The organism is Aquitalea sp. ASV15 (assembly GCF_016429115.1).
Lineage (GTDB): Bacteria > Pseudomonadota > Gammaproteobacteria > Burkholderiales > Chromobacteriaceae > Aquitalea > Aquitalea magnusonii.
In genome coordinates this window covers 102,994-115,406 of the sequence record NZ_JAELTZ010000001.1, presented here as the reverse complement: position 1 = coordinate 115,406, position 12,413 = coordinate 102,994, and the positions used below count along the sequence as shown (strand labels likewise).

Genomic DNA, 12,413 nt, shown 5'->3' with positions numbered 1-12,413 from the left:
TTCAGCAGGCGTTATGGAAGGGATCATGTTTACATCCACCAAAAGCCCCGTATTTTTCGGGGCTTTTGGTGGATTGTAATATGCCATGCTATATGGTGCTGTTAATGAGGCGAAAGTCAATCGCCTTGTTTTTGCCTTTCTATGTTTCAGTCATCGGGCACTGAATCTGAGTTGAACTCAGGCCGGACTCGAATGGGTGGGTTATTATGTGCAAAATGTGAATACCTACGATGGTGAACATCCTGGGCGGGTAGGGGCTTGTCTACTTTCTTAGCCCAACCATGATAGTAGCTTGTCTGAAAGTTCCCTCGGAACTTTTCCGGCCAAATGATATGCAACACTGAAACGCTTCTCATCCTGAATGTTATAAGTCTTGAAGAAGCGCAACAAAAGCGCCTTCCCATGGATCCGCCTGCAAATGGCGAGCACTCTGTCAGAAGGTGTACCATCAGGAAAATCGAATGCTTCGATTCTGCTCACCCATTCGCGGTAAGCTATTTGTTGTTCTTCTGATGCGTCCAACATAATTGTACTAAACAACTCTTTCTCGTAGGCAGCGCGTGATTTCGCTTGACTTCCAAATCCGTCGGGAATTTTAGGCTGGCCAAATATCTGTCTAACAACATTTGCAGCTGCATGCGCGACAAGAATTTGACAGTGTTCCAATATCTCTTCATACACTGCCATCGCCTCTCGGCGATTATGTCCTTGAGTTTTTGCGTTTACTCGCTCCTGCTCCCAGACATCAGGGTCAATCAAATAATTTTCAAGCTCCCAACGCACTGTGTAATAAATGTATGGATTTTTCTGGTAATTCTTTTCCAAATAGGAAATGTCGTTGGTTTCACTCGCATGAATGAAATCTGAAACAGCATCTCGGTCGATTAGTCCATAGGCATCGATCCCAGCCAAGCGTTGGGTAATTACATTTCGTTCAACCCCAACGCAGCCAGGAACAGCAGCACCACCTTCTTCCGCGCAGATAAAGTTAAGTTTATCGGTTAGTTGTGAAAACCAGTAGTTCTTATAGATTGCGAGATCATCTTTACCTTCGACATACACCTCAACCTTATCTCGATAACGACTCTTAATTTGACTCGTCGACAATCCGATTATGTTCGCCATCGGTTACTCGCTACGGATAAAACTATCACTAACAAACTTTGCATCCTCAATGCGTCGCTCGGATTGCAGCTCCTCTTGAGGTGTCAATAGCAACTCACCGCCTTTTACTAAACCGGGTTCTTCAACTTCAACATTCAGCGATTCAATAATCTCATCTGCATGACTGGCTAGGAATACAGAAAGGCCTGGTTTTGCCTGAAGCAACCCCTTTAGGAGTAAAGCAATTTTTGAACGCCATTGCGGATGCAAGTGAGCATCCACTTCGTCAATCATTAAAATTGTGTTCCTCGTCATATGGGCCCCCATACGCAAAAAGATCTGCATCAGACTCTTTTCACCACTACTTAATTGGTCCAATCTATGAGTTTTACTTTTATCTAGGTATCCAATCTTCGCTACCAATTCGTTGCGATTAGGAATGCCAATCAATTCTTTATCAGTGCCAGAAAAAACGTAGTCGTTTACCATTTCCAATGCAGCCTGATAACGCCCATCATCAAGCCACATTAGCCAAACCAACAGATTATCAAGCGACTCACGCCATTGCCGTCCTTCTTGTCGGAAGACATGTAATGGGCGATAGTTCCAATCCTTGGGAGGCTCAATTGCGCGATGCTCATCGTCAGCCAGCGCTACTATGTCGCGATAGGCCGGGAAATATATAAGAGTAGGAGCAGTAAGCGAAGAACCAGCGAATGTTTCAATGTTTTCTCCGACCATGTCGCCAATCCATGCAGTGAACTCACGAGTCCAATCGTCTAATGCCGACCATTTATAGTCACTCGTGCCACGCCTGATGACGCCAATCCTACGCCAAGCCGTTGCACCTGCATCAAGCAGCTTGTCCTCTGACCAATGATTCAGCCACAGTTCATCAGAAGCATAACCACCGAAAATTGAAAGGACCTCTGTGCGTCGCAAACCTTCGCTACTGTAAGAAATCAGAAAATCTAGCTGAGCCCTTCCGTCCCCTTTGGCTAATGGTTCAAACTGAAACGGTTGAGGTGAGTGATCAGGAGATTGGCCGAGCACCCCCATCAACGCAGCCATCGACTCTAGTATGTGAGTCTTACCTCGTCCATTACGACTTAGAAGCAAGAAATAATTGCAGGGTTCACTACCAGCGTTTCGAAAATTGAATTGCTCAAGCCTCTCTTGGAAGGGACCTACCCTTTCAAGAGAGAGAACAATCGGAGCGAAACTCGTCAAGATGAAAGTGTCATCCATTATTTACTCCTTGATGGACGATAGCGGGCAACTTCTGCCGAAATTTCTTTCGAGGAAAGGAATGCACATTGGACACGACGCGTCTGTTCACCGACTAGCCGAACCAGCGCATCTCCCTGGCCAAGCAAAAGTTCTGCTCCTGTGTCATCGAGAATAATGCGAGAGTCGGTCGCCTTTTGCACAGTCAATGCAATGCGACTTGCCACGTTTGTTCGAAGCAAACCGCTCAAAGTAACACTGTCGGGACGTTGTGTCGCCAACACTAAATGTATTCCACTTGCGCGCCCCTTTTGTGCAATGCGCACTAGTGGCACCTCGGCCTCAGGATGTTGCATAATCAAGTCGGCCAACTCCTCGATACAAACGACAAGGAACGGTGGGAAATCCGTGCGCTTTTCTTTCCACTCAATGAGGTTCTTGAAACCTAATCCCGCCATTTGCGACTCTCTGGCGGCCATTTCATCCACGATATCTTCAAGAGCTTGCTTCGCAAGAGCCATTTCAGTAATTACGCCATCGCCGAAAATATGTGGCAGCTTTTTGTAAGGCGTGAATTCAACCTGCTTAGGATCTATCAAGCAAAGATTTAGCGAATCTGTATTGTTATTTTGCAGCAAAGAGCAAATGATCGCATGAAGTGCAACACTTTTCCCGCTGTTCGTAGTCCCTGCGATTAGTAGATGCGGTGCCTGAGCAAGATCAAAAGTAACAGGAGCTCCTATTGGATCTAAGCCAAGGCAGATTCCCAATTGTGCCTCTTCTGCATCGGGAACAAAGTCCTTTATCTCGCTCCAACTTATCGATCTCCAGGCGCTCTTAACCTTTGGAATCAACATAGTAACTGTGCGAGGAGTACCAGGAAGGCTGAAACTTATTGGGCCTGTACCCAAGATTAGCGACAGGTCCTCGCCTGCCCGCTGAAGTGCTCGGAATTGTGTTGCATCACCGAGCAATAAGTCGAAAGACAACAATCTCGCGCCCTCAGACTGCTCAGTAATTTCTGCCATTACGCCAATTTCTTGGAGTGCAGCTAACAGCTTCTGACCAATGTCGGGCGCTGGACTACTTAGAACTGGAGTGCGGCTTAAGAGCTCTTGATAAAGAAATTCGTAAAAATCATGAGTTTCGCGCCACCCAGTACGAATTTCCGAAAGACCACGACGAATGTGTCGCTGCAATAGCCGACCAAATTCACCTTTCTCATCAGTAAACAGATCTGTGTCATGAAAAGCTGACAGAATCGCGCGATATGCGTCAGTGTAGTCGGAGTCTAGCCCCTGACCACAGACTTGTTCCCAAGAGTAATCTCCGCCTTTTGGGCGGTAATCGTCATATTCTTCGGAAGGGGCATCTGGGCGTGCTAGGGACAATGAAAGTGCAATGCGAAGTGCCTTCCATTTTGGCTCACGATCGGATCCACGTAGTGCTTTTCTCATTACTTGCTTTACGACGATCTCATCCTGTTCACTTATGTAGACTCGACTCATTGTATTGCCTCCAAGTCATACATTTTGACATCAGATTCAACATCTGTAGAATCGCCATTGGGATTATTTAACCTGAATTCCGCTGATATGAACGGCTTCAGCAAGGCATATTTGTGAACATCCAGCTCAGAATCTGTAGGCAGAACGATCACTTGCTCTGCAGCTGCAGGATAGAACTTGGTAATTAACAACTTCTGGTGACCCGCGTCGATACGAGCTAAGGGTGTATCTATAACTACGGGGGATGTCGAGCGAGCAACATCTTTCAAAGCCCACAAAAATGCTTGAGCCGCAATCTGCTTCATGCCGGCAGAAATATTTGCCATACCGATGACTTCGTTTTCACTGTTCAAATAGGTCATCTTAAAGTCTTCATCAAACTGAACCGCATGGATCTGGGTACTTGAATCCAAAAGTGTTTTTAGATGCAAATTCATAGCATCCTGAATCTCATTTCGCCGCGACTCTTTGAGTGCGCTTTTATATAAACGGACTCCAGCTAACGCCTTCTCTGCAATCGTCACACTGACCTGATTTCGGGTAGCCTCGCTAACGCGTCGCTCTTGGTAGTTTACCTCGGAACGTAACTTCTCAATCGAACGAGAAAGCGGTATCAAGCTATCACGCATTGCACCAATTCTTTCTCGCAACTCACGTGAGGCTCCCTCTAATTGTTGAAGCTCGTTACGACGTTCATTTTGTTTTTGCCTGTCACTTTCAGGCAAATTGCTAAGATCTTTTAGCTGAGCCTCAAGAGCAAGTTCGTCGCGCATTAACTTGCTAATCTCACGCAATTGAGAGGCGAAGCTTTCCCGCAGCGAGGAAGACGCAATAAACCCACGAAGCTGGTCCTCGACACGACGCGCACGATCAATACTTACACTCCAGTTATCTTCACTATCTGGAACGGTAGCCAGTTCAATTTCCGACTCGATAAGCAACTCTGCCTTTTGCTTAAAAAATCGCGTTTGCGCTTCCGTCAGGACTGGTCGAGGGAATTGAGGCTCATCGAAAAGTCTGCTCGGTAGTCTTCCAAGCACAACGCGAAGTTCCTCTACAAATTGTCCCTTACCTTGCGAGACTTGCTTCAGTTTTTCAACTGCTTTGCTAACCAGGTGGGGGTGACTTACAAGCGGTGCTATTTCAGGAAAACTCTCTAGAAACGATGATGATAGTTCTTCTAGACTTCCTTGTTTGTCGGACATCTTTCCTTTAATGACCCCTTCCGTTTGCTCATTCGCTGCAGCCTTGGAACTAGCCAAGCGCCGAGTGAGCTCGGTTATTCTTCTCCTGTAGTCGGCATCATCATTTTCGGCGATTTCAATGTCATTTTCTATCTTACCCCGGTTGGCAAGTGCCACTTCATATTGGCCACGAAGCGACTCAAGGTTGTACTGTTCCCCCCTCGCATTGCTTTCGCGCCGAAGCTTTTGAAGCACCTTAGAAAGATATGAATCCGCAGTATTAATAGCAGTAATATCTAGGAGCCGTTCGATTTGCTCAATTCCTGCTTCGGAATTACTTTCTGCTATGCGCTGGACTTGTTCCGCATCGTAGATAAAAAATGGGACCAATGCCCTTGGCAGCCGTTTCTCAAGAAACTCCTGTCGCTGCTCCGGGTCATCTAAAGTATCATCATCGACTTGAAAATCCGGTTCAATCTCTAACTTCTCTGTGATAGTGCCCGGCCCGCTGATAGTCCATGAGCGTGTTCCGACAACAGTTCCTTGCGGTTCTCGCCATGTAACGGAAACACTACAAACCTTTTCCTTGTCAGCTAAAGCACGACGATTAAATGCTCCTTCCCATTCGGGCCCGCCGCCCAACATGTAGTCACGAGCAGAATACTGGCGCCCACGTGCAACGACGCGAATTTCGCTATCGGCATACCCTAGAAAGAAGAGCTTGAGAGCATTAATAAAACTCGTTTTACCGAATCCGTTTCGTCCATGTATGAGTATTACATTCCTCGAAGAATCTGATTCCTCAGGAAATTCGAATCTACCATCGCGATAAGAAAAAAGATTCTTGATTTGAATACGTAAAAATCTCATGGCGCAGCCTGTTCCACTTGTTTAGCGGCTAAAAGCAAAGCCTTCTCAATGTCGCGTTCTAGGCCAGTTTTTGCTCCGTGTACCTCAAGAGAGGGCCACTTATTTTTCGTAAGTCCCAGAATTGCTTGCAACAGTTCATACGGCACATCTGCTTCAAGTGCCGCCTTTTCGAGAAAATCCTCCCTCTCATCATCGGCATTAAAGTTCGGCATCGAGATGCTCCTTCCGAATTCTCTTGCGATGCTTATGGCTTCTGAATTAGTGTAATCAAATTCAACGTTCCAAATTTTTTGAACATGCGCTAATTCATCGTCATGAATCAGTGTCCAACCAACTTCCCTCTCAGTTTGAAGAAGCTCTCGTAAAATTTTTTTCCGCGCCTCAGGGGTGAACGGCCCTTGCCCTTGCGTGCCATCCCTTTTTACTGAGCTTCGCATCCCAGCTTTATCCCGATATTCAATTAAAACTTTACGGAAAGAGTTAAGTGGCCTCATCCACTCTTCACCTGTTGCAATAAAGCCTTCCATCGACTTGTCCTGTTTAACGACCGTACAAGTCCAGCATCCAAACCTGCTTCCGCCACATGACGGGGTATCCAGATCAAGGACGATCGGACACTCCCCTCCATTTGCTTGGCGATATAGCTGAATAATTTTGTCATGACTTCCGCCCCATGCTGGCGAATTAGATGCAAGGTATTCCCACACTTCATCCGTTGTCCATTCCACAATTGGCTTGAATACCATTGCGTCTGGAATCTCATGGTGAGGATTCAAACGCCTCTCATTGTTCGCAAAAGACTGAATTGACTGTGCACGATTCGCACTTTCATCCGTTCTTGATCCAAGCAACAAGATGACACTGCCTTTAGCTGCGACAATACCTTCAATGGCTCGACGAGAGGGCTTGATTTTCATATTGCTGGTACACCAACGGAACCATCTGCTTGGCGGAGGATAGCCTTTTCCAATCATCTTTGCCCAAAAGCCCTCGTCAATATCAGGGAAGACGAGTTGTGTATGTAAATTTAAATTTCGCGCGCGCGCTGAATTTTCAATCCGACTCATTGCCTCCACAACATACTCAGAAACGTTTGGAGCTTCAACTCGTGTATCGCTGGACAGTACATAGACTGGTTTTCGAGCTTTTGGCCCAAGTTCTAGCAGGAGTTCCATAACGAGCTGAAGAACAAGGGTAGAGTCTTTGCCACCAGAGTATGCGACAACCCATGGACGGTCGTCCGCTTCGTATTGCTCACGGATAAGTTGTCTAGTTTTTTCACTGTTACTCAACAATTCCATTGCCTTTTCCTTTACCGCAGCGCGCGGTGCATGCGCAACCGGCACTTCACCATATCAATCCCAGGTGTCATCGAATATATAGTCAGCATATCTCGCCAACGTTCTACAAAAACCATCATCACCTTAAACTTTTTCCCGTTCATGAGTGCAGATCATGCCAACAAACTTCGCAGTCTGGACAGCCCCCTAGTTGAGCTAAATGGCCAAATTTCAGCAGATATTAGATATTTTAAGTCGCTCATCGGGAATGAGGAATTATCCTTGCCAAGTAGCTATTTCCTAGCAAACATCTTTTAACTAAGATCATGAAAATTCCATTTCTAAATCCGATTCTGAATAAATAGAAAATAATCGAATCAGCTGGGAAATTAATAAAATCCAGTGCTGGAATTAATATCGGCAGCTGAGCATGATCCCCTAATTTTCGTTCAATCGAAACAAGCCATATGGATCGCACAAATAATATGAGACAGACGACAACTCCTGAGTTGCGTGTTGGTTTACCAATCATGTGTGGTAGAAACGTTGGTGTGGCGTCACGAACGGCTGATAGGCATTGATTGTACTTCCTTCACTGCTAATTTGTTGTACTTGGTTTCTTGTTTACACTTTCGGCAATCCATCGTTCTAGATCAGACCGACGAAAACGCCATATCCCACCAAGTTTGAAGGCTGGAAGTTCTCCGCTCTGGGCTAAACGGTAGACAGTTCGCTTGCTAACTTTCAGATATTCTGCCACTTCATCCATCGTAAGAATATCGCCACTAGACGAGTGCATTTGACATATCCACATCATAGACTGGCCTATATTAGCCAATTTTGTCCAACTCTGCCAATTGACATTTGTTCGATTACACATAACTAGCACGTTCTTCCTTGTGTAATTTAATGGGCAACATATCGCGACTTTTGCAACCAATGTTCAAAAGTTATAACGACAAAAATCTAACAATATCAGCTACTTGTGAGAATTTCTACGTTCAGGTAGCTTTGTATAGGGTGAATCGCCCCTCCTTTCCTAGGCACCTCAAGAGCCTCACACTAGGCCCCACAAGGAGGTGTCATGAGCAAGCCGCGTTTCCCCGAAGAGTTCAAGATTGAAGCGGTCAAACAGGTAACCGAGCGTGGTTACCCTGTGGCCGAAGTCGCCAGCCGCCTCGGCGTCTCTGCCCACAGCCTGTATCAATGGCTGAAACGCTACGACCCCAGGCGCATCCAACCGGCCGAACCTGCAGACCAGCAAGCCGAAATCCGACGTCTCAAGGCAGAGCTCAAACGGGTCACCGAGGAGCGCGACATCCTAAAAAAGGCCGCCGCATACTTTGCCAAGGAGTCCGGGTAAGGTATGCCTTCATCCGGGCCCATGCGCAGCAGTTCCCTATTCGACGTCTGTGTTGTGTTATGTCGGTGCATCCCAGTGGCTACTACGCCGGGAAAGCGTCACCGTACTCACCGCGAGCGCGAGAAGACCAGCGTTTGCTGGGGCATATCAAGCAGGCTTGGCTCGAAAGTGGCGGTGTCTATGGCTATCGCAAGGTGCATGACGACTTGCAGGCTCAGGGGGAGCGCTGCGGCAAACATCGCGTGGCACGGCTGATGAAGCAGGAGGGCTTACGTTCGCAGACTGGCTACCATCGACGTCCTGGGCATTACAGTGGCCGCCCGGCAGTGGTGGCACCTAACCACCTGCAACGCCAGTTCACCGTGAATGAACCGAATAAAGCTTGGGTGACCGACATCACTTATATCCGCACGCATGAGGGGTGGTTGTACCTGGCGGTGGTGCTGGACCTGTTCTCACGGCAGGTGATTGGTTGGTCGATGCAGTCACGTATCGATAGAGAGCTGGTGCTGAATGCCCTGTTGATGGCGGTATGGCGACGTCAGCCCAAGCAGGAAGTGCTGGTGCATTCGGACCAGGGAAGTCAGTTCAGTAGTTACGACTGGCAGGATTTTTTGAAGGCCCATCGTTTGGTACCCAGCATGAGTCGGCGCGGGAACTGCCACGACAATGCTGTTGCGGAGAGTTTCTTCCAGTTGCTGAAGCGTGAGCGTATCAAGCGCAAAACCTATCACGACAGGGAGGATGCCCGTCGTGACATCTTCGATTACATCGAGATGTTCTACAACCCGAAACGCCGGCATGGTTCCGCAAACGGGCTATCGCCGGTAGAGTTTGAAAAGCAATATTTCCAACGGCTCAAGAGTGTCTAGAGAAGCCGGGGCGATTCACCTAGCCTGTATGACGAAAAATACTACATTAGAGAAGGAGCAAGCTTACGTGAACTTAAGCCAAGCGAACACATGGCTCTTATGAAAAGATTTATTCAATAAAACATCATTAGCGAAGGCGAGGTGTTAAGCGCCTGCTTTGCTTGAGCGATTTGACGTTAGCAAATCGCGAGTTCAGGGGGTGGCCTTGGAGGTGAAGGAGGGCTTAGCCGCACAAGCCCTCCTTCCCGTCCGCCGTGCGGAAACGGCATGTAAATCATTATCCGTGTAAGCGGATGCCCAAACGGGGTTATCACCGTAAACATAAAAACCAAAATCAACTTCGCGGGTCTCGCCCCGCCGGCGAGGTACTTTGCTTTTGCTTCGCCAAAAGAAAGTACCCAAAGAAAAGGCGACCCGCAGCGCGTCGAAACCCCGCCCCAGCCATCCCGCCCAGGGCGCGGCCGGAACTTGCGGCGCGCTACCGTCGCGCCGCTGCGGACAGCCGACCGCTTAAGACCCTGAGCGGCACGACTGGGTCGGCTCGCACTGACGGGAGCGGTCATTGTCCGTAAAGGTTCTAATAAAGCTCATCTTGAAAATATCTTTCTAAAATTTATTACTTAAAAGAGTCCAAATATCGTGCAGTCCGTGGAAAATAGCAAAATAACCGAAATAGAGGAATTCAATTCGCTATCACTAAAAGATAGAATTGACATCAAGGCAAAAAGAATACAAATAATATTTCAGTCGCTACTAATTATAGGGATAACGCTAACTACAATCGGCACTTGGCTGTTGATGAAATTTGGAATGGCAACTGGAATTCCAATTAATATAACCGGCGAATCCTCTGGAGTATTAGGAACAATCGCCCTTTTAGGCGCAGGACTTCTAGGTGTTGGCATCTTAGTACCACATCAGATGCTATCAGACAAAGAAGTAAGATCTTTTATTTCCCAAGAAAAAAATAAATTATTTATCATTTGGTATCACATACTGCCTTCTACGATTATTCTTGGCGCTACAATTCATGCACTAGCCAGCAATGCAGAGAATTTTTTCATAACCCAACTCTCTGTTTTTGCTGCAACAACAGCACTTGCACTTATTCATTTTTATTTCAGCGGAGATGAAAAAAATAAAAATGCAAGCACAGCCCTATTCTTGGCAATGGTATTAAATTTTGCATCTTTTTATTTTGTAATAACCAATGCACTCGCAATTAGAAATATTTACGATCTAAAAATAAATAACGATACTGACTGGGTAATTTTTATTTGCTGCATCCAGGCTGCAATGTCACTAATGGCAGTCATTGTATTCTACGATGCCAGGAAAAATACGAACGGGGTGATGAGCATCTCTTTGTTTACGTTTATTTGCGTGGTATGCCTTGCTCTTATACTGCAAGGCGAGCGGCTCGGTGCGGTCTCGCTCATCGCAAACGGCAACGGAGGTGGAATTACCAAGAAATTTCAAATTGATCCAATTTTATTCAAAGACAAAAACTACCTGAAAAATATCTCAGCAATCGAAGAAAATAATACTGTGGCATTGTGCTATTGGTACGCAAATAGTGACGCATGGTACGTTTCAATTCCACAATCAAAGTCTGTAAAAGTATGCTCACTTGACGAAAATTTAAAACATCAAAACGGAATTACGCGCATTCCTAAAAAATATATGGACATGCAATAGCAGATAATAAGATTATAAGTTACTGGCCAGACAATTCCTCTTTACCCATCGTTCTCGCGGTAGCGGCGTATAGGAAGTTATTTACGCAGAAATGTACGTCGCAAAAAATCATCGGAAACCACCGCACCGACGCCACCCATGGGCCCCGTCAAGCATGCCGACGGGTGGCCGGGGCGAGGTCTTAAGCGCCTGCTTTGTTTGAGCGATTTGACGTTAGTAAATCGCGAGTTCAGGCGCGCCTCGCACCGGTCGGGCCCTGTCGGGCAGCCGCAGGCCATGCTTGTGGGGTGGCCTTGGAGGTGAAGGAGGGCTTGGCCACTCAAGCCCTCTTTCCCGTCTGCCGCGCGGAAGCGGCAACACAGAACATCATCCGCACAGCGGATTCCCGCTTCAGACTGAACTTTTGACCCACTCAATCTGCTCAACCATCTATTGCCGCAATGGATATTGACCGTTAGCCTCCAAAACTTGCGTTGGATAACGCATCGGGTTTGGCGACCCATCACCAGCAAAAAACCAAGTAAGTGACCTATTAACTTGCGTCTATTGCGCGTGAAGGACATCGCCATGACTGAAGCCAAGCTGCACCCTCCTCCCCTTACCCTCTACTACCTCGGCAAACCCATCCGCCTGCACACTCACCCCCACGCCTGCTGCCTGCGCGCCGACGACATCCTCGCCCTGCTCGGCCCACGCCAACGCCAACGCCTGCAACACCTCCTCCAACAACACCCCTGCTGCCAGCATCCACAACACGACAGCCAGCAACCATATTGGCCGGAACCAGCCCTGCAACACGCCCTGCGCCAATGCCGGCAGCCCGCCACACGCAGACTGCGCGACTGGCTGAATCGGCAGCTGCTACCAGCCTTGCAGCAATTGCCAGCCGACGCGCCGCGCTGGGAACAGGCGCTGGCCATGGCGGCAGAGGCCGGTCAGCAAATCAGCCATGCCGTGCTGCAAGCAGTTTTGCAATATGGCAGAGGCTGGCGGCATTCACACTGGTTGCTGACACTGGATTACACCCCGGATCACCCGCGCCGCCACGCCCATGGCCGGCTCTGCGCGCTGGATAGCCAGGTCACAAACTTGCAGGCATTGACCCAGCGCATTGCCGGGCCAGAGGGGCTGACCAGCAATAATACCGAGCTGCTGCAGCTGGCTGCCGCCTGCCATCAGCAGTTGGCAAAGCGCATGGAGAAACAGGCGTGGCGGACGGAGGCGGCAAAATAGCCGTGGTGGACAAGACAGGATAAGGCCGCTGGGGCAAGGCTGGCCGATGCCGCCAGGGCAAGGACGGGTGCCTG

9 protein-coding genes are annotated in these 12,413 nt (G+C 48.0%); 3 read left to right on the top strand and 6 right to left on the bottom strand.

Features of this window, described 5'->3' with window-relative positions; genetic code table 11:
• Window positions 1–270: 270 nt before the first annotated feature.
• The 6 genes from JHD64_RS00545 to JHD64_RS00520 form a co-directional block, all read right to left on the bottom strand.
• A complete protein-coding gene (locus JHD64_RS00545; RefSeq protein WP_199051919.1) occupies window positions 271–1,125 on the bottom strand; it encodes a DUF4435 domain-containing protein in 855 nt (284 codons plus the stop codon).
• A gap of 3 nt (window positions 1,126–1,128) precedes the next feature.
• On the bottom strand, window positions 1,129–2,352 hold the full coding sequence (locus JHD64_RS00540; RefSeq protein WP_199051918.1) for an AAA family ATPase: 1,224 nt from the start codon (window positions 2,350–2,352) through the stop codon (window positions 1,129–1,131).
• Window positions 2,352–3,839, bottom strand: a complete 1,488-nt coding sequence (locus JHD64_RS00535) for an FtsK/SpoIIIE domain-containing protein (RefSeq protein ID WP_199051917.1) — start codon at window positions 3,837–3,839, stop codon at window positions 2,352–2,354. Before JHD64_RS00535 ends, JHD64_RS00540 begins: the two co-directional genes overlap by 1 nt.
• Window positions 3,836–5,893, bottom strand: coding sequence for an AAA family ATPase (locus JHD64_RS00530; RefSeq protein ID WP_199051916.1), 2,058 nt, complete (start codon window positions 5,891–5,893; stop codon window positions 3,836–3,838). The genes JHD64_RS00535 and JHD64_RS00530 overlap by 4 nt, the downstream gene beginning before the upstream one ends.
• Window positions 5,890–7,194, bottom strand: a complete 1,305-nt coding sequence (dndC, locus tag JHD64_RS00525; RefSeq protein WP_199051915.1) for a DNA phosphorothioation system sulfurtransferase DndC — start codon at window positions 7,192–7,194, stop codon at window positions 5,890–5,892. Before dndC ends, JHD64_RS00530 begins: the two co-directional genes overlap by 4 nt.
• Before the next feature lie 577 nt (window positions 7,195–7,771).
• Window positions 7,772–7,972 carry a helix-turn-helix domain-containing protein gene (locus tag JHD64_RS00520; RefSeq protein WP_199051914.1) on the bottom strand — a complete coding sequence of 67 codons (201 nt, stop codon included), beginning with the start codon at window positions 7,970–7,972 and terminating at the stop codon, window positions 7,772–7,774.
• Between the two features lie 285 nt (window positions 7,973–8,257).
• Here JHD64_RS00520 and JHD64_RS00515 point away from each other — a divergent pair.
• From JHD64_RS00515 to JHD64_RS00505, 3 genes are all read left to right on the top strand, one after another.
• Window positions 8,258–9,408 (top strand): IS3 family transposase gene (locus JHD64_RS00515; RefSeq protein WP_199051913.1). Its coding sequence is split into 2 segments (ribosomal slippage): window positions 8,258–8,495 and window positions 8,495–9,408, totalling 1,152 coding nucleotides; the frame shifts between segments, so codons are not numbered across the junction.
• Between the two features lie 639 nt (window positions 9,409–10,047).
• Window positions 10,048–11,106 (top strand): hypothetical protein, encoded by a 1,059-nt coding sequence (locus tag JHD64_RS00510; RefSeq protein WP_199051912.1) that lies wholly within the window; start codon window positions 10,048–10,050, stop codon window positions 11,104–11,106.
• Window positions 11,107–11,673: 567 nt separating this feature from the next.
• On the top strand, window positions 11,674–12,339 hold the full coding sequence (locus JHD64_RS00505; protein WP_199051911.1) for a hypothetical protein: 666 nt from the start codon (window positions 11,674–11,676) through the stop codon (window positions 12,337–12,339).
• Window positions 12,340–12,413: the final 74 nt, after the last annotated feature.

Coding starts and splice junctions, on each gene's coding strand:
- dndC (WP_199051915.1), bottom strand. CDS start 7,194: ATGGAATTGTTGAGTAACAGTGAAAAAACTAGACAACTTATCCGTGAG.
- JHD64_RS00545 (WP_199051919.1), bottom strand. CDS start 1,125: ATGGCGAACATAATCGGATTGTCGACGAGTCAAATTAAGAGTCGTTAT.
- JHD64_RS00540 (WP_199051918.1), bottom strand. CDS start 2,352: ATGGATGACACTTTCATCTTGACGAGTTTCGCTCCGATTGTTCTCTCT.
- JHD64_RS00505 (WP_199051911.1), top strand. CDS start 11,674: ATGACTGAAGCCAAGCTGCACCCTCCTCCCCTTACCCTCTACTACCTC.
- JHD64_RS00535 (WP_199051917.1), bottom strand. CDS start 3,839: ATGAGTCGAGTCTACATAAGTGAACAGGATGAGATCGTCGTAAAGCAA.
- JHD64_RS00530 (WP_199051916.1), bottom strand. CDS start 5,893: ATGAGATTTTTACGTATTCAAATCAAGAATCTTTTTTCTTATCGCGAT.
- JHD64_RS00520 (WP_199051914.1), bottom strand. CDS start 7,972: ATGCACTCGTCTAGTGGCGATATTCTTACGATGGATGAAGTGGCAGAA.